Below are 25,359 nucleotides of genomic sequence, written 5' to 3'. Positions count from 1 at the left end.
TGTAACGGTTTCCGTTATACCGGCTTATCAGGCGCAGGGCTTTTTCCCGGCTGGCCGGCTGATTACAGTGGCGGAAGTTTATAATAGTTCGTGACAGGATAAAAAAGATGACTGACTCCAAGCTGTTCCACCCCGGCCATATCAATTCACTCCCCTTGGCAAACCGGCTGGCGGTTGCGCCAATGACCCGCGTCAGCGCCTCTGAAACCGGCGTGGCTGGCGAGCGGATGAAGCACTACTACTCGCGCTTTGCCTCCGGCGGCTTTGGGCTGGTGATTACCGAGGGGATCTATATCGACCGCGCATGGTCACAGGCCTATGCCTACCAGTCTGGGCTGGTGACCGATGAGCAGGAGGCCGGTTGGCGCGCGGTGGTGGAGGCGGTGCACCAGCGCGGCGGCAAGATTATCGCCCAGCTGCAACATGCTGGCGCGCTGTCGCAGGGCAATATCTATCGACAGGAGACAGCCGCGCCCGCCGCGGTACAGCCGAAGGGCGAGCAGATGGCATTCTACCGCGGCGAGGGTGCCTACCCGATGCCACGTGCGCTGACCGGCGACGAGATCCATGAGGTGATTGCGGCCTTCGCTGACACCGCGGCCCGCGCTGTCAGCGCTGGCTTTGATGGCATCGAGATCCACGGTGCCAATGGTTACCTGCTCGACCAGTTCTTTACCGATTACACCAATCCGCGCAGCGATGAGTGGGGCGGCGATATTGTGGGCCGCCTCTCCCTCAGTCTGGCGGTAATCGAAGCCGTGCGCCGCAGGGTAGGGCCGGAGGTGGCGATGGGCATCCGTCTCTCGCAGGGCAAGGTCAATGACTTCACCCACAAATGGCAGGAGGGCGAGGCCGGGGCGCAGGCGGTGTTCCAGCGTTTGGCCGCGTCGGGCATCGATTTCCTCCACCTCACGGAGTATGAGGCTTGGGCACCGGCCTTCCCCGGCAATCCGCACTCGCTGGTCGAGCTGGCACGGAAATATGCACCCACCCTAACTTTGATTGCCAATGGCAGCCTGCACGATCCGCAGCGGGCGGAACAGGTATTGGCACAGGGCGCTGACTTCATTACCCTTGGGCGCGGTGCGCTCGCTAATGCCGACTGGCCAATGAAAGTGCGCCACCAGTCGCCGCTGGCGGAATTCGACCGCGCGATCCTCGGGCCAATTGCCGATATCAAAGAGAGCGAACTGGCGTAATAATCGAACCGCACTTCCCCCATGCCGCCGCGATAGCCGTTGGCGGCATTCTCCCTTAAAGATAAAAAACGCTAACCGATCCCGCGCTATATCGTGGCACATGGCGGGATGGCCGCGCTTTTTCCCGGTACGCCCGCGCTGCAATTTCACTTTTTCTCCGGCTATTTATGATGCTAAATAGCGCCTGGCTTCCAAGCCTTTTTATCTTTTTCTATTTCGGCCACTTCCGGCCAGACCAATTAAAATAATAGCGATAACACTATGACACCAGAGAAAAAAGGCGTGCGCGCCGGTATCGATTTGGGCGGTACTTGCAGCCGTATTGTATTAATGGAGAACCAACAGGAGCTGGCGGCACTGGTGATGCCTACCGCGCTGTTCACGACCATCCCGCGCCAACGGCGCAGCACCTATCTGGCACAGCAGATCAGGGGACTCTTGCCGGCTGGCAAGCCGCTGATCGGCGTGGGGATCGGCGCGAGCGGCCCGGTGAATAACCAGACCGGTATTATCGAGAATGACGATACGCTGGCCTGCTTCTCCCACTTCCCGCTGGCGGATGAGCTGGCGCAGCAACTCGGCGTACCGGTCAGCATTGACAACGACGCGGTGGCCGCCGCGCTCGGCGAGTACATACTGGGCGCGGGGCAGGGCAGCCAGCGGATGCTAATGGTGACGCTGGGCACGGGCGTCGGCGTGGCGCTGCTGGATCGTGGGCAGCCGACCCGCACGGTGACGGGCGCGCACCCGGAAGCGGGGCATATCCCGGTGATGGGCGGCCAGCGCTGCTACTGCGGGCTGTCAGGCTGTTGGGAGAGTGTGGCGGCGCGCAGCGCGTTGCAGTCCGCCCTGGAGGCGCACCTGCCGGAAGTGCCCTATGACCAGCAGGATCTCGCTAGCTGGCGACGGCTCCGCACGCAACACCCTGGCGTGGCGGCCATTTTTTACCAGTACGGCTACCACGTCGGGCAAGGTCTCAACACCTTGCTGACGCTCTACGGCCCGGACTGCACCCTGCTTGGCGGCAGCGCCGCGCACTTCTTCCCGCTGTTCCGCGCGGGGATGGAGAGTGCCCTGACGCGTGCGCCCGGTTACGCGGTAAATAAAAATATTGTGCCCTGCGCCCTCGGCGATGCCGCCGGTGCACGGGGGGCGGCGCACCTCTATTTCATTAAATAATTTTATTGTTACCTCGAAGGGATGCTGTATGGAAAACACCAATTATGGCGGGCTTGCCCCGTCCGCCATCCGGCGATCGCGCCGGGGGTTGACCCTGTCTCTTGGCCTGGCTGTGCTGATCTCGGCGGTGGGGGGCATCATCTTTGGCTATGACACCGGCATTATTGGCGGCGCGGTGATCTTTATCGGCCAGCAGATGGGGCTGAGCAGCCTGATGCAGGGCGTGGTGGCGAGCGCCTCGCTACTTGGCGGCATGGTGGGCGCGCTGGCCGCCGGGCCGCTGGCTGACCGCTATGGCCGCAAGCTGCCGTTGTGCGTGTCAGGCATCGCCTTTGCCGCGGGCGCGCTCTTCTCGGCGATGACGCTGGAGGTGCACCTGCTGGTGGCGGCGCGCATCTTGCTGGGCATCGGCGTCGGGGCCTCCTCGGTGCTGATCCCGATCTATATCGCGGAACTGGCACCGCCGCGCATCCGCGGCGTGCTGGTCAGCTCCTACCAATTGCTGATCACCATCGGCATTCTGATGGCCTACGGCGTCAACTCACTGGCGGAACCGCTGGCGGAGTGGCGCATTCCGTTGACCATCGCGGCGCTGTTTGGCGTGATCCTGAGCCTTGGCGTACTGTTTGTGACCGAGTCACCGCGCTGGCTGATCGCCAGCAAGCGTCCGCTGGAGGCGCGGCAGGCGCTGGTGAAACTGCGCGGCACTGAGGCGGTGGAGGAGGAGTTGCAGGAGACGGCGCGGCTGGACCGGCTGGAGCGGAAAACCGTGGGTTGGCGCGAGTTGCTGAGCGGCCCGGTACGGCCAATGGTGGTGATTGGCGTATTGATCGCCTTTCTCACCAATGCCTGTGGCATCAATCTGGTGATCTACTTCGCGCCGCAGATCCTGCAACTGAGCGGTTTTGACGCCTCCGCCTCCTGGCTTGCCACCATGGGGTTGGGCATCACCAACGTGCTGTTTACGTTGGTGGGGATGGCGCTGGTGGATCGCCTTGGCCGTCGGCCAATGATGATTGGCGGTGCCACCGGGCTGACCCTCAGTATGCTGGTGCTGGCCGTGGTCTTTTCGGTGCCAGCCTTTACCCATAGCCACTGGCTGGCCTTTGCCGCGCTGCTGCTCTACATCGTGATGTACGCGGTCAGCCCCGGCATCCTCGGCTTTCTGGTGATCTCTGAAATCTCGCCGCTGCGCGCACGGGCCAAGGTCACCAGCCTGTCGATCTGCGTGATCTTCGCCACCAATCTGGTGATTGCGCTGGTTTCATTGCCGATGCTGGCGGAGTGGGGGGCTGCGGCCACTTTCTGGCTGTTTACCGCCATCTGCGCCGGTTTCATGGTGTTCAGCTTTTTTGTGCCGGAGACCAAGGGCAAGAGTCTGGAGGAGGTGGAGCTCTATTTCCGGGCGCGCCACGGGCGCAAGGGGTAGGGAGGAACGCTGCGCCCGGACGGGCGCAGCGTGGGGCATCATGCGGAGAGCGATGCCATGTCGATCACGAAACGGTAACGCACGTCAGAGCGCTCCATGCGCTCAAAGGCTTCGTTGATCTGGTCGATATTGATGATTTCACACTCCGGCAGGATGTTCTTTCTGCCGCAGAAGTCCAGCATCTCCTGGGTTTCGGCGATGCCGCCGATCAGGGAGCCAGCCAGACGGCGACGGCCAAAGACCAGCGGCAGGGTGCTCTGCTCATCGATTGGGCCAATCTGGCCGACCATCACCAGCGTGCCATCCACATCCAGCAGCGGCATGTAGAGCGAGACGTCATGGCGAACCGGCACGCTATCGATAATCACATCGAAGCTGTTCTGCGCCTGACGCATCGCCTCTTCATCGGTGGAGATCAGGTAGTGGTCAGCGCCCAGCTCGCGCGCATCATCCGCTTTCGCGCCACTGCGGCCAATGACGGTCACGGTGGCACCCATGCCCACGGCCAGTTTTACCGCCATGTGGCCCAGACCGCCCAGACCCACTACCGCAACGCGGCTGCCGGGGCCGACGCCCCAGGTACGCAGCGGGGAGTAGGTGGTGATGCCCGCGCACAGCAGCGGTGCCACCTTGGATAGCTCCAGGGTGTCCGGCACAGAGAGCGCGAACTCTTCACGTACTACCAGATGCTTGGAGTAGCCACCTTGGGTCAGTTCACCGGTGATGCGGTCATGGCCAGCGTAGGTGGGGGTGTTACCTTCACGGCAGTACTGCTCTTCGCCCTGACGGCACTGGTCACAGGTCTGGCAGGAGTCCACCATGCAGCCAACCGCGACGATATCACCCTCTTTGAAGCGTTTTACGCCCGCGCCCACATCGGTCACACGGCCAACAATCTCATGCCCCGGCACCATCGGGTAGGCCCCGAAGCCCCAGTCATTGCGTGCCTGATGCAGATCCGAGTGGCACACGCCACAGTAGAGGATCTCCATCGCCACATCATTGTCACGCAGTGCGCGACGTTCAAATGTGAAAGGCGTCAGCGGTGCGCCTGCTTTAAGTGCGGCATAGCCCTGGGTTTTCATTGTTTACCACCTCTAAGGATAAAAAAGAAACGGACACCGTTTTGGCATCCGTTTACTAGCTTAACGCAAGATAACGGTTTCGATAGGTCAACTTTGCGTCATTCAGTCACCTGAAAGGGGTAGAACGCACAAATGTCTACCCGCCCGTTACCATTGATGATCTGGCCTCATTATTCGGCGCGCCATTCCTCCGCCCCGTTAATGAGTGACTATAGCGCGAGGGTGCGTCAGCAAAATATTTCCCCGGCCTTTTGCACTACAGAGTTTATTGGCAAGGAATAATTGAATGATGCGTTTTAATCTATTTCATGAGGTGCCAAGGGTTAGGGGAAATAGCTAGGGTAAAATGACGGGATATAATGATGCGTGAGTGCCAAAGTAAATTCAAACAAAGGTTAAGCGTCAAGAAGTTAAATAAAATAATTGTGATCTTTTTGCTGGCATCTCTTTCATATTAACGAACTAAGCATAAAACCTACAGCGGCGATTCACTAAGCATGCAGTACCGCTTCTGATAGTAAAACCGGCCCCCAGGGGCCGGTTTTTTGTCCCGCCTAGCGGCGGTTTTTCCAGACGGTCTGGACGTTGCAGAACTCATGCAGGCCGAAGTGGGAGAGCTCGCGGCCAAAGCCACTCTTCTTCACACCGCCGAACGCCACGCGCGGGTCACTGGCGCTGTAGCCATTGATGAATACCCCGCCACACTCCAGGTTCGCTGCCATCTCCTGCGCTTTGGCCTCGTCTTGCGTATAGATCGTTGCCATCAGGCCGAAGTCACTGTCGTTGGCCAGTGCCAGCGCATGGTCGGCGTCCTGTGCCACAGTGATGGCGGCTACCGGGCCAAACAACTCCTCGCGGAAGGCGGTCATTGCGGGTGTCACATCGGCCAGCACGGTTGGCAGATAGTAGTTGCCGTCGCCTGCCAGCTTTTCACCGCCCAGCAGCAGGGTCGCGCCCTGTGCCAGTGAAGCCTGTACCTGGTTGTGCAACTCATCACGCAGGTCATAGCGTGCCATTGGGCCGACGGTGTGTGCCTCGTCGCGCGGATCGCCCATCTTGATCTCACCTACCGCCGCCACGAACTGCTCAGTGAAGCGCTTGGCAATGCCCGCCTCAACAATGAAGCGCTTGGCGGCGGCGCACACCTGCCCGGTGTTCTGATAACGTCCCGCGACGGCGGCCTTTACCGCCTCATCCAGATCGGCGTCGTTCAGTACGATAAAGGGATCGGAACCGCCCAGCTCCAGCACGCACTTCTTCAGCGCCGCACCGGCCTGTGCCGCAATCGCGCTGCCTGCCCGGCCACTGCCGGTCACCATCACGGCAGCGATACGCGGATGGTTGATGATCTCGCTGACGCCCTGATTGGTGGCGTTGAGCTGGACAAACAGCCCCTCTGGGAAGCCCGCCGTGCGGAATGCTTCTTCAATCAGCTGGGCACTGCCCATTACGTTGGGCGCATGTTTCAGCACGTAGCTGTTGCCAGCCAGCAGGCTCGGCACCGCGCCACGCAGCACTTGCCACAGCGGGAAGTTCCACGGCATCACCGCCAGCAGCGGCCCCAGCGGGCGGAACTCAATCACCGCGTTGTTGTTCTCCACCTGGGTGGACTCGGTCGCCAGCATCGCCGGGCCGTGCTCGGCATACCAGTCACACAGACGGGCCGACTTCTCCACCTCGGCGCGCGCCTGCTGGATCGGTTTGCCCATCTCCGCGGTGATCATCTGCGCCATCGGCTCCGCCCCGGCACGCAGCGCCGCAGCCAGATCGCGCAATTTTTGCGCCCGATCAGCGACGGACAGGCTGCTCCACTGGCGGTAAGCCTGATAGTTGGCCTGAATGGCCTGCTCAATCGCCTGCGCGTCAGCAAAGGGATAGGAACCGATGTTTTCACCGGTGGCCGGGTTGACAGAAAACGAATGGGTCGCGGATGACATTTGCATGGCGTGCTCTCCTCAAAAGTGATGACCCTACTCTAGCGCCAAATGTTGTTCCTTTGTAATGAATAATAATGAACGAATTGTTCTTTCATGGGGAACGGTTGGGGGTGTGGGTAAATGTAACTAAAGGTTGCATCGCTGCACGATCAATTGTTATGTTATTACATAACTTAATTAATTGGATCTGCCGTCATGGACGCCGCCCTTACCGCCATCCCCCTGTTGTCTGTTGCCAACCTCTGCCTGAATATCGGCCCGGAGCGCCGTTTGCACGATCTCAGCTTTTCACTGCATGAGGGGGAGCGGGTGGCACTGTTGGGCGCGTCTGGCTGCGGCAAATCCCTGACAGCCAATGTGATTACCGGTATCCAGCCGGTCAATAGCCGTCTTAGTGGCAGCCTGCGCGTGGCGGGTGAGGAGGTGCTGGGACTGTTTCCTACCCGTCGCCCGATGACTACGCGGGTGGCCGCACTGTTCCAAGAGACCGGCTCCGCCCTCAATCCGTTGGTGACGATTGGCAAGCAGTTGCTTATGGCGTTGCGCCACCACCCAGACGCCAAGTCGCAAGCGGCGCGGCTGCTGGTGGAGGTGGAATTTGACGATCCGCCGGCAGTGATGCGCCGTTATCCTTCCCAGCTCTCCGGCGGCCAGCGGCAGCGCGTCTGTCTGGCACTGGCGCTGGCTGGCGAGCGCCGGTTAGTGGTTGCGGATGAGCCTACTACGGCGCTGGATGTCTCCACCCAACACCGCATTCTGTCGCTGTTGCGCCGCCTCTCGGAGGCCCCGCACCGGCCAGCGCTGCTGTTCATCACCCACGATCTGGTGCTGGCGTCGCAGCTCTGCCACCGTGCGCTTATCATGGCGGAGGGGCGCATCGTCGAGAGTGGCGAGATCGCCCAGTTGCTGGCCGCGCCGCAGCACCCCTGCACTCAGGCGCTGGTGGGGGCCGCGCGTCGGGCTGCTGACGTACTGGCGAGGGCATCATGATGGGCTGGCTGGCGATGCAAGGAGTCAGTTACCAGCCGGGACGGCAACGCGCCATCCTGGAGGGTATTGACCTGCAACTGGCGGCAGGCGAGCGGGTTGGGCTGATAGGCCGCTCCGGCAGCGGAAAATCGACGCTGCTGCACCTGCTGCTGGCGTTGCAGCCCGCTACCTGCGGCAACATCACCTGCGAAGGGCGGGTGATCCGCCCGGCGTCGGCGCGTGCGCTGCGCCCCTATCGCCGCCAGGTGCAGTTCATCCCGCAGGAGCCGGGCAGGAGCCTGCCGCCCGGCCAGCGCGTCAGTGACATTCTGCACGAACCGCTGCGGCACCTGCTGCCAACCCGCGACCCGCACCCGGCGATTGCCGAAGCGCTAGGGCGGGTAGGGCTGCCGGCGTCCGTGGCGCACCAGCAGGCCGGATCGCTCTCCGGTGGACAGGCGCAGCGCGTCGCCATCGCCCGTGCCCTGATTGCCCGTCCACGCTTCTTGCTGGCCGATGAGCCGGTCAGCGGGCTGGATATGCCGCGCCGTGAGCAGGTGATCGCGCTGCTGGCGGAGGTGAGCCACCAGCACGGCATGGGGCTGCTGATGGTCTCCCATGACATCTCCACGGTGGCGACGCTGTGCGAGCGCACGCTGGTGATGGAGCAGGGGCAGATCGTCGAGGATCGCCCGACTCGTGCCCTGCTGGCGCAGCCGCACCACCCCTCCACCCGCGCCCTGCTGGACGCGGTTCCCCGATTGGCGGCGCAGCCAGAGCGCGCCCGCCTGGCCTCCTGAACGGCCATTACCCCCAATAAGGACTGATAATGAAAGCTTCCCTCGCAGGCTTGCTGGCGGGCGTATGCCTGCTCTCTGGCTGCTTCAATGAACCGGCACCCACGCAGGAGCAGGAGGGCCGCATCCGGTTGGCGATGCTCCAGCCCCCGCGATCCGGCCTGACCCCGCTCAGCGACGACGCCTTCAAGCTTTCTCGCTGGAGCACCGCCGAGACGCTGGTGGTGCTCGACCCGCTGGGCGAGGCGCAGCCGGCGTTGGCGACGCAGTGGCAGCGGCTGGATGAGACCCGTTGGCGCTTCACCTTGCGCCCGAATGTACGGTTCCATGATGGCGCGGCGTTCGATGCCGCCAGCGTGGTCAATGCCCTGAACACTGCCGCCGAGGCCGCGCCCAAGCCACGCATTTTGGATGGCGTCACGCTGCATGCGGAAGCGGAGGGGGATTCGGCAGTGATTGTCTCCACCGCACAGCCCGATCCGCTACTGCCACAGCGCCTCTCCAGCCCGCAACTGGCCATCCTGTCGCCGCGTGCCTATGGCGAAAACAGCGTGGTATCGCCAATCCGCGCTGGCACCGGTGCCTTTGTTTTGACAGAGGTGCAGGGCACCAGCAGTGCCCGGCTGGAGCGCTTTGATGGCTACTGGGGCGAAAAGGCCGCGTCAACCGGCATTGATGTCACCTTTGTGCCGGATGGCGCCGCGCGGGCCGCTGCGCTGCGCACCGGGGCGGCGGACATCGTTGAGGCGGTGCCGGTCTCGCAGGTGGCGCTGCTGCCAGCGGAGCAGGTGCATGAGGTGCCGATGCCGCGCACCAATACTCTCTACCTCAATAGTGCGCATGGCCCATTCCAGGATCCGGCGCTGCGCGCGGCAGTGCGGGAAGCGGTCAACCGCCAGCAAATTATCGACAATGTCTATGAACAGCGCGCCGATCCGGCCGCCGGGTTGCTTGGCCCGGCGCTGCCTTGGGCCGCCAGTTTGCGCCAGCCGGTAGAGAACCCGGTGAAGCCCGTTGCGCCCAATGGCGTGACCATCACGCTGGCGACCTTCAGTGACCGCGCTGAACTGCCGGAAGTGGCGATCTATCTGGCCCGCCAGTTGAGCGCCGCCGGTTTCACTGTCAACCAAGTGGTGCGCGAGTACGCCCACATTGAGGCCGATGCGCTGGCTGGCAAATTTGACGCCTTCATCCTGTCACGGGCGACGGTGCTGGACTCCGGTGACCCGGTGGCCTATCTCTACAGCGATTTCGCCTGCCACGGCTCCTTTAACATCGCCCAGCTTTGCCGTCCCGAGATTGACCGGGCACTGGAGCAGGCAGCGGCTATCCCCGCCGGGCCGGCGCGCCGACAGGCGATCATGGCGGCGGAGCGGCAGGTTATGGCGAGCGACGCCGCCATCCCGCTGCTGCATGAGCGTGTGATCCAGGGCGAAGCACCGGGCGTGCGCCAGGCACTGCGCGATCCACGCGAACGCCTGCTGGTGACGCCTGCTACCCGGCGGGAGGCGCTGTAATGTGTTTTCCGCTCTCGCTGCTGTCACGGCTATTGGCCCTATGCGGTGTGGTGGCGCTGGTCGGGATGTTGCCGTGGCTCTCTGGCAAGGATCCGGCGCTGGCGCTGCTGCGCGCCCGATCCGGCGATCAGGAGGCGACGCCGGAAACGCTGGATGCCATCCGCCAGTCGCTGCATCTGGATCAGGGGCCGCTGCCGCTGCTGGCCGCCTGGCTGCGCGGACTGTTGCAGGGGGACGCCGGGCGTTCGTGGGTCTCCGGCCAGCCGGTGCTGCCGGGCATGGTGCAGGCGACGGGCGTCTCCCTGACCTTGATGGCGCTGGCAATGAGCGTGGGGTTGGTGATTGCACTGCTGATCTGTCTGCCGGTTGTCCGCGCTGGCTTGGCCGGGCGAGTGCAGCGCCCGGTGGGGGCGCTGGCCGCCACCCTGACGGCGCTGCCTGAGTTTTTGCTGGCATCACTGCTGCTGCTGGTGGGCGCGGTCTGGCTGCGCCTGTTCCCGCCCTTTGGCTGGAGCGGACTGCATACGGCGGTACTGCCAGCGCTGGCGCTGGGCATTCCCACCGGGGGATTGCTCGGGCGGCTGGCCTCTGATGCTGTCGCCCGCGCCTGCCAGGAGCGGTGGCTGGTCACCTGGAGCATGGCAGGCATTTCCTCCCGTGCGCTGATACTGGCGATTGCCCGGCGCGCGCTACCGGAGCTGTTGCCCCAACTGGGGCTGGTGATGATTGCCCTGACCGGTGCCGCGGTGACGGTGGAGAAGGTGTTCGCGATACCGGGCCTTGGGCGGGCGACGCTGGGCGCGGCGGCGGCACAGGATCTGCCAGCGTTGCAAACGGGGTTGCTGATTCTGCTGCTGCTGGCCTTTGCGCTGGGAATGGCCGCCACGGCGTTGCGCCACCTGCTGTTTGGGCCAGCACTGCGTGCTGGCGAGATGCCCGCGCCGCCGGTGGCCTGGGCGAGGCCGCGCGGTGGCCGCTGGATGCCGTTGGCCTGTGGGGTGGCGTTAGTCGGGCTGGTGCTGGCCGGTTTGCCGCGCGATGCGCTGTCGCCGGAGCACCTGCGGCTGGCGCCGCCCTCCTGGAGCCTGCCCTTCGGCGCGGACGCCACGGGGCGGGACGTGCTGGCGCGGGTGGCGCACGGGGCGCTGCAAACCTGTTTCTCCGCCCTGCTGGTGACGCTGGCTTGTCTGGCGATTGGATTAGTGACCGGGCTATTCCCCCGGCTGTTCGCCGGGCCGATTGAGATAGCCAACGCGCTGCCGCCGGTGATGGCCGGTCTGGTGGTGGCGGCGGTCAGTGGCCCGACACCTGAGGGCGCGGCGCTGGCGGTGCTGGCGGTCAGCTGGGCGCCGTTGGCTGCGCACAGTGCGGCGTTGGTGGCGGAGATCGGCGCGCAGCCGCATATTCGGATGCTGCCGCTGGTGGGCGTGGGTCGCTGGCGGAGCCTGTGGCGCTACATGTTGCCGGCGCTCTCCGGCCCGCTGGTGCGCCACGCCATGCTGCGGCTGCCGGGCATCGCGCTGGCACTGGCGTCACTGGGCTTTCTGGGCCTTGGTGCCCCGCCGCCGCTGCCTGAGTGGGGACGGGTGCTGGCGGAGGGAATGCCTTACCTTGAGCGCGCGCCCTGGACGGTGCTCGCCCCTGGCGGCGCACTGGTACTGCTGGCGGTACTGGCCGTGAGCTGGGTAGGCGTGGGGCGTGGCCAGCCCGCGCCCTGATGGCCGCTTTTCCTGCCGGAACCCCCTCTCGCGTCTATAGTGAGAGGGAGATAACTTAAGCAGGAGTAACCAATGAAAGGGCTGACCCTCAATACCCCCAGGCAGGCGATAGTCAGTCTGGGCGGCGTGCTGGGCATCGCGCTGCTCTGGCTCTTCATCAGCCATTGGGATGAGTTTGTGCAGTACTGCCTCAGCGTGCAGATCACCCTGCACCGCTATCTGGTGCTCTACCTGCTGCAACTGCACAACCATCAGGCCAGCGGCGCGTTGATGCTCGCCTTTGGCGGCTTCCTCTATGGTTTTTTGCACGCGATTGGCCCCGGCCACGGCAAATTCGTCATCACCACTTACCTCGCCACCCACCGTGAGTCGCTGAAGGCCAGCCGACTGATTACCCTGGCGGGTAGCCTGATGCAGGGCGTGACCGCCATCCTGTTTGTGGTGGTGTTGGCGGTGCTGTTCAACCTGTCGATGGGCGATCTCAGCCTCAGCCGCTACTGGGTGGAGAAGGGGAGCGCACTGCTGATCGCCGGTTTTGGCGTGGTGCTGGTCTGCCGGGCGCTGGGGTTCTCCCTGCGGCGCGGCGAAGGGCATGATCACCATGAGGGGTGTGGGCACCATCACCAGCCTGCGCCCGGCGCGCTGACCGGCGGCTGGCGCAATACGCTGTGGGTGGTAGCCGCGATTGGCTGCCGACCATGCAGCGGGGCGATCATGGTACTGGTCTTCGCCAATGCCCTTGGCATCTTTAGCTGGGGCGTGGCGGCGGTGATGGCGATGGCACTCGGCACCGCGCTGTCTGTGATGATCCTCGCAACGCTGGTGCACCATGCCCGCGAGTGGGCGATCAACGCCAGTGACGGTGTCACGCGCTACGCCGCCCCTGCGGCACGGGTGGCGGCCATCATCGGTGGATTGCTGCTGATGCTGTTCGCGCTGGTGCTGTTTACCACGGTGATCCCGGCGGGCGTCAACGGCGACTTTATCACCGCTGGCTGCTAGCGCGGCGGGCCATGCCTTGTAACATATTGACGCTGCATGGGCCATCGCGCTGTTCTACACTGGTTTCCTAAGCATTGTTCAATCAGGAAAACATTATGTCCGTCATTCTCTATGTCAGCTATACCGGCACTGCCCAAGACCGCTTTGATCGTGAGTACTACAGTCACAAGCATGTCCCAATGGTGATTGAGGCGTGGAAAGCATGCGGACTGGTTAGCGCCCAGGCGCTCTATCCGCTCTCGTTGGATGAGAACCAGCCAGGCACCGTGGCGATCTGCGAATGCGTCTTCCGTGACGAGGCAGCGCTGGAAGCGGCCCTGAGCGCACCGGGCACCCCGGCGCTGGTGGCCGACGTGCCTAACTTCACCGATCTGGCTGGCCAGCACCACCGCGGCGCACCGCTGTAAGCAACGCCCCTCCTACCCCTGCCAGCTAAGCAGGGGTTTGCAGCCACGCCCGGCTGCACGATAGAAGCCGATGGCCTCCTGCCACGCCTGCGCCGGATAGGGCGCGACCTCCCCCAACAGACTGTTTTTCAGCGCTGGCCACAGTGTGTGGAAGGCGTGTTGCCATGCCTCAGGTGTCATGTCGCCCAGATGGTGGCGGACATGGAACCAGTGCACGCGCGGCACAGGGGCGCGCATCGGGAAAGCCCGCCCGGACAGCAGGCCATAAGAGACAAACTCGCCTGAGGTGGGCATGGCCGCCAAGATGCGCTCCGCCAGCGGGCCGCCAACGGCGTCATAGACCACGCCAGCGCGGGCGGCATGGTGCCTGAGCAGGGCATCGTCCTCCTGCGGAATGGCGATAATGCCGCACTCCTCCAGCCGCCGTGCGTGCACCGCCGAACGGGTGACGCCAGCCACCGACCGCGCCCCGGCCCGGCGCGCCCACTGCCCGAGCAGCAGGGCGCACTCCGAGCCAGCAGCCGTCAGCAGCACCTCTTTGCCAGCGGGCGGAAAATGGGCCAGCATCAGCTGCGCCGCCAGCGGGTTGATATAGGCGCGCGCCGCCAGCGTGCTCTCTATCTCCTCCGGCACGGGAATGGCCAACGCGGCTGGGCAATCGACGAACTCCTGCCAGGTGCCCTCGCCGCGCAACGGCAGTACCCGGCGGCCCAGCAGGGGGCTGTCAGGTGTGGAGGCAGCGATCACCACGCCCACCCCCTCATAGCCCGCGACCTGCGGCAGCGTGATGCGGTGCCGGTAAGCGCCGGTAATGGGGATCAGATCGGAGGCGTTGACCGGGGCATAGAGCATTTTTACCCGCACCTGCTCGGCAGCCAGCGGCGGCTTGGGCGCGCGTTCAGCAACCAGCACCTGTTCTGGCGCACCAAATTCTCTGTACCAGAGGGCGGTGTTATTCATAACCTATGTTTCACTCCGTGGGGATCAGGATGGGCGCAGGCACTTTACCTGAAAGCACCCGCGGGTTGACATCACAAAGGGGTATGCAGGCGTTTATGGAGCCATTATCTCAGCTGTCTGCACCGCGCTACATCACCACCGGCTAGCAACGCCGTTTGTGCTGGCGATCGATCCTAGCCTGTCGCTACGGGCGTCAGAGAGTGTGCCCTACGTGAGAAAAATGGGCTGGCGAGCAGGAGAGCATCCTGCTGCGTAAAAAGAGCAGGCGGAGAAGACCCTCCGCATACATCTATACCCTTTCTGAATCCTCAACAATATTTTGTTACCAACCGAAAAAGTGCCCACTACATTTCTCAGATTGAAATAGGGTAACGTCGATAAATGTCCAACCCTATGAGGCACTTATGATCACCATTTTTGTTTTGCTCAAGACGACAAAGGAATGGCTTCGCCTGGCGCGTGCTGAAAGAAACCGGATTGCCGACAGCGTATTATCCACCGTTCTTGCCGACAGTTCAGTCACGTTAAGAATGTTCGATGCCGAGGCGTTTACGACAAAATGCACGGATGTCGCCATGTTTCAGGCAGAAGATATGCAGGCGTTTTACTTCGTGATTGAGCGGCTCAGGGACTCGGAACTTATTACCAAGCCCTATTTTGAAATGGTCGAGATCATTCCGACGATTGAAGATGGATTTAAAGCCTTCGAAAAAGCGAACGTTTCACAGACTGAATAAGATGCGTGGGAGGGGGTTTTCACGCCACCCGATGGCGCGTGGGTTAGCGCAGTATGATGCAGACCCGGCAGACAAGGCTGACCATGTTGGTGGTCAGCCATGCCCGCCAGTTCACGTTAAGGTTATTCGCGTACCGCCGCTTCAGCCGGTGCCTTGCGGGCGGGCGCGCTGCTGCGGCTGCTGGAGTAGATAAAGAACAGCGCAATTGCCAGACAGACTACCGCACCGAGGCGGCTGGCGGAGAAGGGGATCTCGGCATTGCCCAGCCAACCGAAGTTATCGATCAACATGCTCATCGCCAGCTGGCCGAGGATCACTGCCACTGTCGCAACGGCGGTGCCGATGCGTTGCACCGCCAGCACCATGATCACGATGTAAGGCACGCCGCACAGCGCGCCGAGCAGTTGCCACTTAGGCACGTCCAGCAGCGTGAGGGTCTGCTTCGGCTCAAAGAAGAAGATCAGCAGCGCCGTCACCAGCGCGCCCACCGAGAAGGTGAGGAAGGCACTGCGGAACACGCCCACTTTGGCGCCCAGTTGGCCGTTGATTGCTGCCTGGATGCTCAGCAGCGCCCCGCCCACCACGGCCAGAATAATCATTAAGGTTGTCATTTTTTCTCCTCAGCCCTTCGCCACCAAAGCGAGCGCGGCAATGATAAAGGCCAGCGCAATCAGGCGCTTGCGGTCAATTTTGCGGTGCGGCGATCCGAACAGGCCAAAGTGGTCAATCACCAGACTTTTAAACACCTGCCCGGCGAGGATGCCAATCATGGTCATCGCGATGCCAATCACCGGCGTCGCCAGTGTCAGGATCACCACGTAGCCCGGCCCCAAGACGCCGCCCAGCAGCTGCCAGCCCGGTTGGGCGAAGAACGACGGGCTGTTGCGCGGGCTGAAAAACAGCATCAGCAGGAAGGTCAACGCCGCGCCGACGCCGAAAATGCTGAAGGTGGCCCACAGGTCGCCCACCTCACTCCCCAGCGGCCCCAGCAGGCCCGCCTCCACAGACAGGCCCATCCCGCCCAGTACCACCAGTAAAATCAAAATTAGCTGCATGAAACAGTCTCCAATTATCAAGGCGCAGAAGCATATAGCAGTGGCGATTAATGAAAAATGGTATAATCCGGTAAACACTTTTGCAGGAATTGCATCAATGGATGACGTCAATGGCATTACGCTGCGCGCCCTGCGCTTCTACAACGAAGTGTTTGAGGCGCAGAGCTTCTCGGTAGTGGCGCGGCGCGAAGGGGTGTCGGCGTCGATGGTGTCACGCACCATCCACCAGCTGGAGGATGCACTGGGGCAGCAACTCTTCTACCGCAATACCCGTGCGGTGATCGCCACCGAGGCCGGGCGGCTGTTCGCCGACTACGCGCGGGCGATGATTGAGCAGATGAGTGAGGCGCGGCGTGAGTTGCAGGATCGTTCGCTGGAGCCGGCGGGTTTGGTGCGGCTCAACGCGCCGGTCTTTTTTGGCCAGCGGCATATTGCCCCCTGGCTAACCGGGCTGGCCGAGCGCTACCCGCGCCTGTTGATTGAACTGACGCTGACGGATGACTACATCGATCCGCACCGCGAGGCGACGGACGTTATCTTTCGCATTGGCACCCTGACCGATTCCTCCTTCCATGCCCGCGTATTTGGCGACCAGCGGCACTATCTGGTGGCCGCGCCGCGCTACCTGCGCACCCACGGCGAGCCGCGCCAGCCCGCCGATCTGGCGCAGCACCGCTGTCTGGTCTACAAAGGCTCCTCCGGCCCCAACCGCTGGCTGTTCCGCAGCCAGCAAGAGGCGTGGGTGCATTCACCGGTCTCCGCGCTGCTGACGTCAAACAACGCCGACAGCCTGCTGACCGCCGCGCTTGATGGCATGGGCATCGTGCTGTTCCCGGACTGGCTGGTGGGCGATCGCGTGAAAAAGGGGGAACTGGTGAAATTGCTGCCAGAGCATGAGGCTGCCATCAATACCGAGCCGCTGCATATCGCCGCCATCTACCCCCATGCGCGTCACCCGCCGCTCAGCGTGCGGGCGGTGATTGACCACTACATCGCCGCCTTTGGCACGCCCCTTTACTGGCAGGTGGAGTAGTGCAGTGATTAGTTGATAAGGTTAATTAATAAGATTGAACAGTGCTTCGGCGGAGGGCAAAAGTTATACACAGAAATGGTGGATAACTCGGCGCACGAAGGCGTATAACTCATCCCCATCCCAGGGCATAAACTGAAAAAAAGATTATGTTTCCAGATGTTGCAGGGCGGTGCGCGCCGTCCTCATTTTTTCTCATTGATACTTAAGCCCCATGCATTACTCAGCAACCTTTAGTAAGTGTGGCGATCGGCCCTCAGCGGCTGCCCGCCTTAAGGATGTTGAGCCGCTCTGCCGCCCGTACCAGATCGGCCAGCGAGCGTACCTGCATCTTCTCCATCACCCGGCGCTTGTGCACCTTGGCGGTGATTTCACTGATGCCCAGTGCCGTGGCGATCTGCTTGTTCAGCAGGCCGCCAATCGCCAACTCCATCACTTCCGACTCGCGGGGCGTCAGGGTCTGGTGCCGCTGCTTTAGCTCCAGCTGCTCACAGGAGAGGGAGAAGTTTCTGGCAGAGAGCTGTAGCCCCTCGGCCACGGCTTTCAGCAACTGCTCCGCCACCACCGGCTTGGTCAGGAACTCATGTGCGCCCGCTTTCATCGCTTTGACCGTCATCGGGATGGTGCCGTAGCCGGTCAAAAAGATGATGGGGATCTCATGCCCGCGCTGCGCCAGTTTTTCCGCCACTTCAAAGCCGTTGGCTTCCGGCATGTTCATGTCCAGAATCAGGCAGGAGGGGACGGACGGAAAGGGGTGCGACAGAAAGGCCAGTGAGGAGGGGAAGTCAGTGGCCGCATAGCCATCAGAGGCCAGCAAGCGGCTAATCGAGTGCCGCACCGCGTCATCATCGTCAACAACATACACTCTATGTTCCATAGTCAGCCCCGTGGGTGGATGGAAAAAGCGTGGATGCGTCAGGCGCTTAGCGTGACGCTGAATGAGTAGTTATCATGTTGTTAACATCTGGCGGCGTCAAGTGCAGGGTTGTCCATACGCCTGCCACCCTATTTTCCCTCACCAGCCGGGCAGTGACGACGTAATGATCATGATTAATCAGGCATAATGTTTTTTCAGCCAGAAAAAGTGGCCATGATGTGATGCCGGTAAAAATAGCATGGCTGGTCAGCCAATTAGGGCAATCTCATTTTTCTCACGCTCCTCACTGCGATTATATGAGGGCGGAATGGCGTGCCAGCCTTAATTAAAGCTATACACTCCTAAGGTGTTGTACAGTTTTCCTCGCTGACAGGAGGCATTATGGAAAACATTCCCTACTTCTATATCTACAAAAATGCGTCAGATGACTGGCGGTGGCGCTTTAGCTCCTCTGGTGGGGCGATCACGGTCAACAATTCCGTCAGCTACATGAGCTGTGAGGAGTGCAAAAAATCGATTGAGTCGCTGATGGTCGATATAAAGAGCACGGTGATCATCGGTGACAGAAATTATAATTGGTTAACCCTGTAACAGAGCGAATAAAAAACTGACCGCCGGGAGGGCGGCGTTATTTCTGAAACAGCATAAGATCCTCACCTTATTATCGTTTTTCCCCGCCATTCACGCTATTGTCCCTTATTGGCTGTCGCCTTTTTATATTGCGCCAGCCGATTCCCATTCCCGACGCCGGCCCTTTGCCGGCAGAGCCTGGCCTGTACTTAAGGAAACCCTAATGCACTCTGATCCGCGATCGCAATTGACCTCCCTCTCCCTTGCCCTGCGCACGCTGCACAAAACGCTGGTGGAGAGCGAATCCCAGCGCTTTGGCGAGGTGGGCAACGCCTTTGAGCACCTGCAACTGCTGGCGACCCATCCACAATTTGCCTGGCTGCACCCGCTTTCGGCGTTGCTGGTCGAGCTGGATGAGCGGTTGAGTGACAAAGGGGGCGTGGACGCGGCGGCGCTCCAGTCATGCAAAACCCGCATTGAGGAGCAGTTGGCACTGGGGCCGGAGGAGGAAGGGGAGTTTACGCAGAAGTACCGGGATGCCCTGCAAGCCTCCACCGAAGTCGCTGCCGCACACGGAACGTTGCGCCAACGGCTGGCGGCATCCTGATCCCCTACACTTGCCGCCGGGTCTACCGGTGGCAGGTAACTTGGCAATGTAATGTGGCTTATCGGGTGGCGGCGCGCTGGATATGCGCCAGCAGCGTGTCGATATCGATGGGCTTGTGCAGAAAGGCGAGGGCGCCAAGGGTGGCGGCGATCCGTTGCATGGTCTCGTCACCGTGGCCGGAGATAAAGATCACCGGCGGCGGGCTGCCCTGGCTCACCAGTGTCTGGTAGAGCGCCAGGCCACCCATGCCCTTGAGCGTGACATCAATGATTGCCACCGCCACCCCTGAGAGCGCGTCGGCGCGGCTGAGCAGCGCTTCGGCGGAGTCAAAGGTGACGGTGGTGTAGCCGTCGGATTGCAGCAGGTTGCTTAACCCGCTACGGACGGATCGCTCATCATCCACGATGGCAATGCACGGCGGCGTCATGCGGCTTCCTTCTGGTGACTCTTAGTGACGCAAGCGCGCCTGCCGTGGCGTGCGCCGGCTACCCGGCGCACTGTGGATCAACGTGCCGGGACAGGCGACAGGGTGCGGTGATCGCCTTTGTCGCGGGACGGGGCTTTGTGCACCATGGTGTAGGCGTAATCGACGCCCATGCCGTAGGCACCGGAGTGCTCTTTCACGATGTTCATTACCGCGTCATAAGTCTCTTTGTGCGCCCAGTCACGCTGCCACTCCAGCATCACCTGCTGCCAGGTCACCGGGATCACGCCTGCCTGCACCATACGCTGCATGGCGTAGTCGTGTGCCTCTTTGGAGGTGCCGCCAGAGGCGTCAGCCACCATGTAGATTTCGTAGCCGCCTTCCAGCATCGCGCACAGGGCGAAGCTGTTGTTGCACACCTCAGTCCACAGGCCAGAGACCACCACTTTTTTCTTGCCGTTGGCTTCCAACGCGTCACGCACTTTCTGGTCATCCCAGGAGTTCATGGAAGTACGCTCCAGAATGTCCTGGCTCGGGAAGACGTCCAGCAGCTCCGGGAAGGTGTGGCCGGAGAAGCTCTCGGTCTCCACGGTGGTGAGCACCGTCGGGATGTTGAAGACCTTGGCCGCTTTTGCCAGCGCCACGACGTTATTTTTCAGCACCTGTCGGTCGATGGACTGCACGCCGAACGCCATCTGGGGCTGTTGGTCGATGAAGATGATCTGGCAGTTGGAGGGCGTCAGCACTTCAAGTTTGGAGTTGGTCATCATGGTACCCATTGAGGTTAAAGGAACAGAATCTCCGCAACGCTGCGGCAAGCAAACGATAGCAACCCAATCGTGGGCGACGGTGGTGGAGGCTGGCCCCGCACCGTGCGCCGCCCCTGCCCGGACGCCGCTATCAGCCTGCATAGTAGGGAAGCCGTGAGACGCGCACCATTATCTATAGGTATACCTATCCCTTCGTATACCTATCCCTTCGTATAACTAGACGCTGTTTTGCCCCGCCGCCCATAATCCGCACGTTCACCCGCCATTCGGCCCACGTCAGGAGGAGTTATGGTTTCACCCAATAAAGCAGCGCTGATTTTGCTCAACGGCAAGTTTCATACCGTCGATCGTGAGAACCCGATCGCGGAGGCCGTCGCCATCCGCGAGGGCAAATTCCTGGCGGTAGGTAGCGCCGCAGAGGTGATGCAGTACCAGGACGAAGGCACCCAGGTGGTCGATCTGCACGGCCACACCGCCATCCCCGGCCTGAATGACTCCCACCTGCACCTGATCCGCGGTGGCCTGAACTACAACCTGGAGCTGCGCTGGGAGGGGGTGCCGTCGCTGGCCGACGCCCTGCGGATGCTCAAGGAGCAGGCGCTGTGCACGCCCTCACCGCAGTGGGTACGCGTGGTGGGTGGCTGGACCGAGTTCCAGTTCGCCGAGCGCCGGATGCCGACGCTGGATGAGATCAACGAAGCCGCGCCGGATACGCCGGTGTTTATCCTGCACCTCTACGACCGCGCGCTGCTCAACCGCGCCGCGCTGCGGGTGGTCGGTTACACCAAAGACACGCCGAACCCGCCGGGCGGCGAGATCCAGCGTGACAGCAACGGCAACCCGACCGGGATGCTGATCGCCCGCCCGAACGCGATGATCCTGTACTCCACCCTCGCCAAGGGGCCAACACTGCCGCTGGAGCAGCAGGTCAACTCCACCCGCCAGTTCATGCGCGAGCTGAACCGCCTCGGGCTGACCAGTGCCATCGACGCCGGTGGCGGCTTCCAGAACTACCCGGAAGATTATGAGGTGATCGCCGAGCTGCACGAGAAGAAGCAGATGACCATCCGCATCGCCTACAACCTCTTCACCCAGCGCCCCGGCCACGAGCTGGAGGACTTCGAGAAGTGGACGGACATGCTGACGCCGGGGCAGGGCAGCGACTACTTCCGCCACAATGGCGCTGGCGAGATGCTGGTCTTCTCCGCCGCGGACTTTGAGGACTTCCTCGAGCCACGCCCGGATCTGGCACCGGGCATGGAGGATGAGCTGGAGCGCGTGGTGCGCCATCTGGTCGAGCACCGCTGGCCGTTCCGCCTGCACGCCACCTATAACGAGTCCATCAGCCGGATGCTGGATGTGTTTGAGCGCGTGAACCGCGACATTCCGTTCGATGGCCTGCACTGGTTCTTCGACCACGCCGAGACGGTGACCCAGCAGAACATTGACCGCATCAAGGCGCTGGGCGGCGGCATCGCGGTGCAGCACCGCATGGCCTTCCAGGGTGAGTACTTCGCCGAGCGCTACGGCATTGAGGCGACCCGCCACACCCCACCGGTAGCGAGGATGCTGGAGACCGGCGTGCCGGTCGGGCTGGGCACCGACGCCACCCGCGTTGCCAGCTACAACCCCTGGACGGCGCTCTACTGGCTGGTCTCTGGCCGCACCGTCGGCGGGATGCAGATGTATGACGTCAACGCGCGCCTTGACCGCGACACCGCGCTGATGCTCTGGACACAGGGCAGCGCATGGTTCTCCAGCGAGCAGGGCAAAAAGGGCCAGATCAAGACCGGTCAGCTGGCGGATCTGGTGGTACTGAGCAAGGACTACTTCCGCGTGCCGGAGGAGGAGATCAAGGGCATCGAGTCGGTGCTGACGGTGGTGGATGGCGGCATCGTCTACGCGGCTGGCAGCTTCAGCCCGCTGTCGCCACCGCCGATCCCGGTTCTGCCGGAGTGGTCACCCGTGGTGAAGGTGCCGGGCCACTACCGCAGCGCCCCGCCTACCGCCACCCGCGCCGGTCTGGCACCGCAGGCGCACCATTGCAGCGGCCCGTGTGGCGTGCACAGCCACTCGCACGACATTGCCCGTGGCGCCAACGTCCCGGTCTCCGAGGAAAACGCCTTTTGGGGCGCGCTCGGTTGCAGCTGCTTTGCGTTCTGATTATGAGAACCTTTACCCAACCCGCAGTCCCGCCCCGCATTGATGCGGGGCTGTTATTCCTCCGGCTGGCCGGTGGGGCATTGCTGCTCTACGTGCATGGCCTGCCAAAAATTTTGCACTTCAGCACTGAGCTGACGCGCATCGAAGATCCGTTTGGCTGGGGGCCATACATGAGCCTGTTGCCAGCGATTTTTGCTGAGGTGGTCTGCCCGCTGCTGATTATGCTCGGCGTGGCGACGCGTCTGGCCTGCCTGCCGATTATCGCCGTGCTGCTGGTGGCGATGGTGGCGGTACACCCTGACTGGACGGTGGCCGAGGGGCAGTTTGGCTGGTTGCTGCTGACCATCTTTACCACGCTGGCCATCAGTGGGCCGGGGCGCTGGCGCATTGGCGCTGGCCCAACAGGAGCACGCACATGACCCAGGTCAACGACGTACAGGGGCTGCACCCGGAGCACCCCCTGCCGACCGATAGCGCCAGTCCCTCCCCGTGGTTGCCGCTGCGCCAGCGGGTGTTCCGCATGTTGTGGATCGCCACGGTCGTCTCCAACATCGGCTCGTGGATGAGCGATGTCGGCATCAACTGGAGCATGTTGACGCTCAGCGCCGATCCGCTGGCGGTGGCGTTGGTGCAGGCCGCTGGCAGCCTGCCGATGTTTCTGTTTGCCTTGCCCTCTGGCGTGATGGCCGACATTGTCGATCGCCGCAAATATTTGCTCTTTTCGCAGTTGTGGGTATTTATTGCCGCCGCCAGCCTGACCCTGCTCTCGGTGATGGGGCTGGTGACGCCGTGGGTGCTGCTGGCCGCCACCTTCCTGCTCAGTACTGGCGCGGCCATGAGCTCGCCGCCTTTCCAGGCGATCGTGCCGGATCTGGTGGAGAAGCCGCAGCTGGGGCCAGCCATCGCCCTCAACTCGCTCGGCATCAACATCAGCCGCGCCATCGGCCCGGCGCTGGGCGGGCTGCTGCTCTCCTTCGCTGGCCCGTGGCTGGTGTTCCTGCTTAACGCGCTGTCCGTAGTGGGCGTGGCGTGGGTGCTGTGGCGCTGGAAAAGCGAGATCACCGTACAACGCCTGCCGCCGGAGCACTTCTTCCCGGCGGTGCGCGCCGGGCTGCGCTATGTCCATGCCGCCCCGGTGCTGCGCAATGTGCTGGTGCGCACCGTGGCCTTCTTCCTGTTCGCCAGCGCCGGTTGGGCGCTGTTGCCGCTGGTGGCCCGGCGTGAGCTGGGACTGGGGCCGGGCGGCTACGGCATTATGCTGGCGGCCATTGGGCTGGGGGCGATCTGCGGGGCGGTGATGCTGCCGCGCCTGCGCACGCTGTTCAACCCGGATCGCCTGATGGTGCTGGCGAGCGTGGTCTTTGCGCTGACGATGCTGGCGCTGGCGTTTGTCCGCCACTTCTGGCTGCTCAATGCCTGTGAGTTCTTCACCGGCTTCGCTTGGATCGCCACTCTCTCCACCCTCAACCTTGGTGCCCAGCGCAGCGCCGCGCGCTGGGTCAAGGCGCGGGCGCTGGCGGTCTATCTGATGGTGTTCTTCGGCTCGATGACCGTCGGCAGCGCCGTGTGGGGCCAGCTGGCCTCCCACTACAGCGTGGCGGTGTCGCTCTGTGTGGCGGCCCTCGGCATGGTGCTGGCCAGCGCCACCGCCCTGCGCTGGCGGCTGGATCAGGATCCCGACCTGAATCTGGATCAGGTGCCGCAGATGGATGAGGCCGGGCTGGCGCTCGCCCATGAGCGCGGCCCGGTGATGGTGAGTTACGAGTACCACATCGACCCGCAGCAGGCGCACGCCTTCACCCGCGCCGTGCAGGAGATGCGCCGGGTGCGCCGCCGCAGCGGGGCACTGAGCTGGTCGATCTATGAGGATGTTTGCCGGCCGGGGATATTTGTGGAGACCTTCGTGGTCGGCTCCTGGATTGAGCACCTTCGGCAGCATGAGCGCCACACCGTCCACGACCGGCAGATCCAGAGCCGCGTGGAGGCTTTCCATCAGGCTGATGGGCCACCGACGTTGCGTTATCTGGTGGCCCCGGCCTGACCCAACTCTTCCTATCGTCTTAAACAGGAGCATTCATGAGCACGATCACAACGCAAGACGGCACGCAGATTTACTACAAAGATTGGGGCACCGGCCGCCCGGTGCTGTTCAGCCACGGCTGGCCGCTGGATGCCGACATGTGGGACAGCCAGATGAACTTCCTGGCTGAGCGCGGCTACCGCGCCATCGCCTTTGACCGCCGCGGCTTCGGCCGCTCCGACCAGCCGTGGGAAGGGTATGACTACGACACCTTCGCCTCGGACATCAACGACCTGATCACCGCGCTGGATCTGCAAGAGGTGACGCTGGTGGGCTTCTCTATGGGTGGCGGCGACGTGGCCCGTTACCTTGGCCGGTACGGTAGCGATCGCGTGGCGGCTCTGGTGCTGCTGGGTGCGGTGACGCCGATCTTTGGCAAGACCGACGACCATCCGCAAGGCGTGGAGAAGAGCGTTTTCGACGGCATTAAAGATGGCTTGCTGAAGGATCGCGCGCAGTTCATCAGCGACTTCGCCACGCCGTTCTACGGCCTTAACGCTGGCCAGACGGTCTCCGAAGGGGTGCTGACCCAGACCCTGAACATTGCGCTGCTGGCCTCGCTGAAAGGGACGCTGGACTGCGTGACCGCCTTCTCCGAGACGGATTTCCGCCCGGACGTGCGCAAGGTGAACGTGCCGACGCTGGTGATCCACGGCAGCAACGACCAGGTCGTGCCGTTCGAGGCGACCGGCAAGCTCTCCGCCGAACTGATCCCCGGCGCACAGCTGAAAGTGTACGAGAATGGCCCGCACGGCTTCGCCGCCACCCATCAGGATCAACTGAACGAAGACCTGTTGGCCTTCCTGCAATCCCTGTAATAGCAACGGCCACCGATGCAAATCGGTGG

General features: G+C 62.6%; 25 protein-coding genes. 17 read left to right on the top strand and 8 right to left on the bottom strand.

From position 1 onward, the window contains the following. Positions 1-107 precede the first annotated feature (107 nt). From C1N62_RS19225 to C1N62_RS19215, 3 genes are all read left to right on the top strand, one after another. Complete coding sequence (locus C1N62_RS19225) at positions 108-1,199, top strand: NADH:flavin oxidoreductase (protein WP_137765313.1); 1,092 nt, start codon at positions 108-110, stop codon at positions 1,197-1,199. Between the two features lie 261 nt (positions 1,200-1,460). Then, positions 1,461-2,378 (top strand): ROK family protein, encoded by a 918-nt coding sequence (locus C1N62_RS19220; protein WP_137765312.1) that lies wholly within the window; start codon positions 1,461-1,463, stop codon positions 2,376-2,378. A gap of 28 nt (positions 2,379-2,406) precedes the next feature. Further along, positions 2,407-3,807, top strand: coding sequence for a sugar porter family MFS transporter (locus C1N62_RS19215; RefSeq protein WP_168195909.1), 1,401 nt, complete (start codon positions 2,407-2,409; stop codon positions 3,805-3,807). 38 nt (positions 3,808-3,845) lie between these two features. Here C1N62_RS19215 and C1N62_RS19210 read toward each other — a convergent pair whose 3' ends face one another. Together C1N62_RS19210 and sad are read right to left on the bottom strand one after the other, a co-directional pair. Then, positions 3,846-4,892, bottom strand: a complete 1,047-nt coding sequence (locus C1N62_RS19210; RefSeq protein WP_137765310.1) for an NAD(P)-dependent alcohol dehydrogenase — start codon at positions 4,890-4,892, stop codon at positions 3,846-3,848. 554 nt (positions 4,893-5,446) lie between these two features. Further along, entirely contained in the window at positions 5,447-6,835 is a 1,389-nt protein-coding gene (gene sad, locus C1N62_RS19205; RefSeq protein WP_137765309.1) for a succinate-semialdehyde dehydrogenase, read from the bottom strand. A 189-nt stretch (positions 6,836-7,024) separates the two neighbouring features. Here sad and C1N62_RS19200 point away from each other — a divergent pair, with 189 nt between their 5' ends. From C1N62_RS19200 to C1N62_RS19175, 6 genes are all read left to right on the top strand, one after another. After that, positions 7,025-7,819, top strand: coding sequence for an ABC transporter ATP-binding protein (locus C1N62_RS19200; RefSeq protein WP_240775806.1), 795 nt, complete (start codon positions 7,025-7,027; stop codon positions 7,817-7,819). Further along, positions 7,816-8,598: an ABC transporter ATP-binding protein gene (locus C1N62_RS19195; RefSeq protein WP_137765308.1), complete on the top strand. Its 783-nt coding sequence runs from the start codon at positions 7,816-7,818 to the stop codon at positions 8,596-8,598. The genes C1N62_RS19200 and C1N62_RS19195 overlap by 4 nt, the downstream gene beginning before the upstream one ends. 29 nt (positions 8,599-8,627) lie before the next feature. Next, the gene (locus C1N62_RS19190; RefSeq protein ID WP_137765307.1) at positions 8,628-10,112 is read left to right on the top strand and encodes an ABC transporter substrate-binding protein; all 1,485 of its coding nucleotides are present in this window, start codon (positions 8,628-8,630) and stop codon (positions 10,110-10,112) included. After that, entirely contained in the window at positions 10,112-11,830 is a 1,719-nt protein-coding gene (locus C1N62_RS19185; protein WP_137765306.1) for an ABC transporter permease subunit, read from the top strand. The genes C1N62_RS19190 and C1N62_RS19185 overlap by 1 nt, the downstream gene beginning before the upstream one ends. Before the next feature lie 72 nt (positions 11,831-11,902). Further along, positions 11,903-12,832, top strand: a complete 930-nt coding sequence (locus C1N62_RS19180; protein WP_137765305.1) for a nickel/cobalt transporter — start codon at positions 11,903-11,905, stop codon at positions 12,830-12,832. A gap of 95 nt (positions 12,833-12,927) precedes the next feature. After that, on the top strand, positions 12,928-13,239 hold the full coding sequence (locus C1N62_RS19175; RefSeq protein WP_137765304.1) for an EthD family reductase: 312 nt from the start codon (positions 12,928-12,930) through the stop codon (positions 13,237-13,239). A 12-nt stretch (positions 13,240-13,251) separates the two neighbouring features. Here the strand turns inward: C1N62_RS19175 and C1N62_RS19170 are convergent, their stop codons facing one another. Further along, positions 13,252-14,199 (bottom strand): zinc-dependent alcohol dehydrogenase family protein, encoded by a 948-nt coding sequence (locus C1N62_RS19170; protein WP_137765303.1) that lies wholly within the window; start codon positions 14,197-14,199, stop codon positions 13,252-13,254. A 377-nt stretch (positions 14,200-14,576) separates the two neighbouring features. On the opposite strand from C1N62_RS19170, the gene C1N62_RS19165 reads away from it, so the two are divergent. Then, the gene (locus tag C1N62_RS19165; protein ID WP_255508618.1) at positions 14,577-14,936 is read left to right on the top strand and encodes a darcynin family protein; all 360 of its coding nucleotides are present in this window, start codon (positions 14,577-14,579) and stop codon (positions 14,934-14,936) included. A 122-nt stretch (positions 14,937-15,058) separates the two neighbouring features. On the opposite strand, the gene C1N62_RS19160 is transcribed toward C1N62_RS19165, so the two are convergent. Both C1N62_RS19160 and C1N62_RS19155 read right to left on the bottom strand, forming a co-directional pair. Further along, positions 15,059-15,547 (bottom strand): DMT family transporter, encoded by a 489-nt coding sequence (locus C1N62_RS19160; RefSeq protein WP_137765301.1) that lies wholly within the window; start codon positions 15,545-15,547, stop codon positions 15,059-15,061. Between the two features lie 9 nt (positions 15,548-15,556). Next, positions 15,557-15,991, bottom strand: coding sequence for a DMT family transporter (locus tag C1N62_RS19155; RefSeq protein WP_137765300.1), 435 nt, complete (start codon positions 15,989-15,991; stop codon positions 15,557-15,559). 97 nt (positions 15,992-16,088) lie between these two features. On the opposite strand from C1N62_RS19155, the gene C1N62_RS19150 reads away from it, so the two are divergent. After that, positions 16,089-17,024: a LysR family transcriptional regulator gene (locus C1N62_RS19150; RefSeq protein WP_137765299.1), complete on the top strand. Its 936-nt coding sequence runs from the start codon at positions 16,089-16,091 to the stop codon at positions 17,022-17,024. A gap of 253 nt (positions 17,025-17,277) precedes the next feature. Here C1N62_RS19150 and C1N62_RS19145 read toward each other — a convergent pair whose 3' ends face one another. Beyond that, complete coding sequence (locus C1N62_RS19145) at positions 17,278-17,898, bottom strand: response regulator transcription factor (protein ID WP_137765298.1); 621 nt, start codon at positions 17,896-17,898, stop codon at positions 17,278-17,280. Between the two features lie 381 nt (positions 17,899-18,279). Between C1N62_RS19145 and C1N62_RS19140 the strand changes: the two genes are divergently transcribed. Together C1N62_RS19140 and C1N62_RS19135 are read left to right on the top strand one after the other, a co-directional pair. Then, on the top strand, positions 18,280-18,489 hold the full coding sequence (locus C1N62_RS19140; protein ID WP_137765297.1) for a hypothetical protein: 210 nt from the start codon (positions 18,280-18,282) through the stop codon (positions 18,487-18,489). A gap of 202 nt (positions 18,490-18,691) precedes the next feature. Then, positions 18,692-19,075, top strand: coding sequence for a hypothetical protein (locus C1N62_RS19135; RefSeq protein ID WP_137765296.1), 384 nt, complete (start codon positions 18,692-18,694; stop codon positions 19,073-19,075). A gap of 58 nt (positions 19,076-19,133) precedes the next feature. On the opposite strand, the gene C1N62_RS19130 is transcribed toward C1N62_RS19135, so the two are convergent. Next, a complete protein-coding gene (locus C1N62_RS19130) occupies positions 19,134-19,502 on the bottom strand; it encodes a response regulator transcription factor (RefSeq protein WP_137765295.1) in 369 nt (122 codons plus the stop codon). Positions 19,503-19,579: 77 nt separating this feature from the next. Then, a complete protein-coding gene (locus C1N62_RS19125; protein WP_137765343.1) occupies positions 19,580-20,266 on the bottom strand; it encodes a hydrolase in 687 nt (228 codons plus the stop codon). A 291-nt stretch (positions 20,267-20,557) separates the two neighbouring features. On the opposite strand from C1N62_RS19125, the gene C1N62_RS19120 reads away from it, so the two are divergent. Genes C1N62_RS19120 through C1N62_RS19105 form a run of 4 tightly spaced genes read left to right on the top strand, consistent with a single transcriptional unit; the run spans position 20,558 to position 25,330 of the window. After that, positions 20,558-22,432 carry an amidohydrolase gene (locus C1N62_RS19120; RefSeq protein WP_137765294.1) on the top strand — a complete coding sequence of 625 codons (1,875 nt, stop codon included), beginning with the start codon at positions 20,558-20,560 and terminating at the stop codon, positions 22,430-22,432. 2 nt (positions 22,433-22,434) lie between these two features. Further along, positions 22,435-22,851: a DoxX family protein gene (locus C1N62_RS19115; protein WP_137765293.1), complete on the top strand. Its 417-nt coding sequence runs from the start codon at positions 22,435-22,437 to the stop codon at positions 22,849-22,851. Beyond that, positions 22,848-24,473, top strand: coding sequence for an MFS transporter (locus tag C1N62_RS19110; RefSeq protein ID WP_137765292.1), 1,626 nt, complete (start codon positions 22,848-22,850; stop codon positions 24,471-24,473). The genes C1N62_RS19115 and C1N62_RS19110 overlap by 4 nt, the downstream gene beginning before the upstream one ends. A gap of 35 nt (positions 24,474-24,508) precedes the next feature. Beyond that, the gene (locus tag C1N62_RS19105; RefSeq protein ID WP_137765291.1) at positions 24,509-25,330 is read left to right on the top strand and encodes an alpha/beta fold hydrolase; all 822 of its coding nucleotides are present in this window, start codon (positions 24,509-24,511) and stop codon (positions 25,328-25,330) included. Positions 25,331-25,359 lie beyond the last annotated feature (29 nt).

This window comes from Nissabacter sp. SGAir0207, assembly GCF_005491205.1.
Lineage (GTDB): Bacteria > Pseudomonadota > Gammaproteobacteria > Enterobacterales > Enterobacteriaceae > Chimaeribacter.
Note: the sequence above shows the minus strand (reverse complement) of the source record. Positions and strands in the feature narration are given on the sequence as shown.

Coding starts and splice junctions, on each gene's coding strand:
- C1N62_RS19225 (WP_137765313.1), top strand. CDS start 108: ATGACTGACTCCAAGCTGTTCCACCCCGGCCATATCAATTCACTCCCC.
- C1N62_RS19220 (WP_137765312.1), top strand. CDS start 1,461: ATGACACCAGAGAAAAAAGGCGTGCGCGCCGGTATCGATTTGGGCGGT.
- C1N62_RS19215 (WP_168195909.1), top strand. CDS start 2,407: ATGGAAAACACCAATTATGGCGGGCTTGCCCCGTCCGCCATCCGGCGA.
- C1N62_RS19210 (WP_137765310.1), bottom strand. CDS start 4,892: ATGAAAACCCAGGGCTATGCCGCACTTAAAGCAGGCGCACCGCTGACG.
- sad (WP_137765309.1), bottom strand. CDS start 6,835: ATGCAAATGTCATCCGCGACCCATTCGTTTTCTGTCAACCCGGCCACC.
- C1N62_RS19200 (WP_240775806.1), top strand. CDS start 7,025: ATGGACGCCGCCCTTACCGCCATCCCCCTGTTGTCTGTTGCCAACCTC.
- C1N62_RS19195 (WP_137765308.1), top strand. CDS start 7,816: ATGATGGGCTGGCTGGCGATGCAAGGAGTCAGTTACCAGCCGGGACGG.
- C1N62_RS19190 (WP_137765307.1), top strand. CDS start 8,628: ATGAAAGCTTCCCTCGCAGGCTTGCTGGCGGGCGTATGCCTGCTCTCT.
- C1N62_RS19185 (WP_137765306.1), top strand. CDS start 10,112: ATGTGTTTTCCGCTCTCGCTGCTGTCACGGCTATTGGCCCTATGCGGT.
- C1N62_RS19180 (WP_137765305.1), top strand. CDS start 11,903: ATGAAAGGGCTGACCCTCAATACCCCCAGGCAGGCGATAGTCAGTCTG.
- C1N62_RS19175 (WP_137765304.1), top strand. CDS start 12,928: ATGTCCGTCATTCTCTATGTCAGCTATACCGGCACTGCCCAAGACCGC.
- C1N62_RS19170 (WP_137765303.1), bottom strand. CDS start 14,199: ATGAATAACACCGCCCTCTGGTACAGAGAATTTGGTGCGCCAGAACAG.
- C1N62_RS19160 (WP_137765301.1), bottom strand. CDS start 15,547: ATGACAACCTTAATGATTATTCTGGCCGTGGTGGGCGGGGCGCTGCTG.
- C1N62_RS19155 (WP_137765300.1), bottom strand. CDS start 15,991: ATGCAGCTAATTTTGATTTTACTGGTGGTACTGGGCGGGATGGGCCTG.
- C1N62_RS19150 (WP_137765299.1), top strand. CDS start 16,089: ATGGATGACGTCAATGGCATTACGCTGCGCGCCCTGCGCTTCTACAAC.
- C1N62_RS19145 (WP_137765298.1), bottom strand. CDS start 17,898: ATGGAACATAGAGTGTATGTTGTTGACGATGATGACGCGGTGCGGCAC.
- C1N62_RS19140 (WP_137765297.1), top strand. CDS start 18,280: ATGGAAAACATTCCCTACTTCTATATCTACAAAAATGCGTCAGATGAC.
- C1N62_RS19135 (WP_137765296.1), top strand. CDS start 18,692: ATGCACTCTGATCCGCGATCGCAATTGACCTCCCTCTCCCTTGCCCTG.
- C1N62_RS19130 (WP_137765295.1), bottom strand. CDS start 19,502: ATGACGCCGCCGTGCATTGCCATCGTGGATGATGAGCGATCCGTCCGT.
- C1N62_RS19125 (WP_137765343.1), bottom strand. CDS start 20,266: ATGACCAACTCCAAACTTGAAGTGCTGACGCCCTCCAACTGCCAGATC.
- C1N62_RS19120 (WP_137765294.1), top strand. CDS start 20,558: ATGGTTTCACCCAATAAAGCAGCGCTGATTTTGCTCAACGGCAAGTTT.
- C1N62_RS19115 (WP_137765293.1), top strand. CDS start 22,435: ATGAGAACCTTTACCCAACCCGCAGTCCCGCCCCGCATTGATGCGGGG.
- C1N62_RS19110 (WP_137765292.1), top strand. CDS start 22,848: ATGACCCAGGTCAACGACGTACAGGGGCTGCACCCGGAGCACCCCCTG.
- C1N62_RS19105 (WP_137765291.1), top strand. CDS start 24,509: ATGAGCACGATCACAACGCAAGACGGCACGCAGATTTACTACAAAGAT.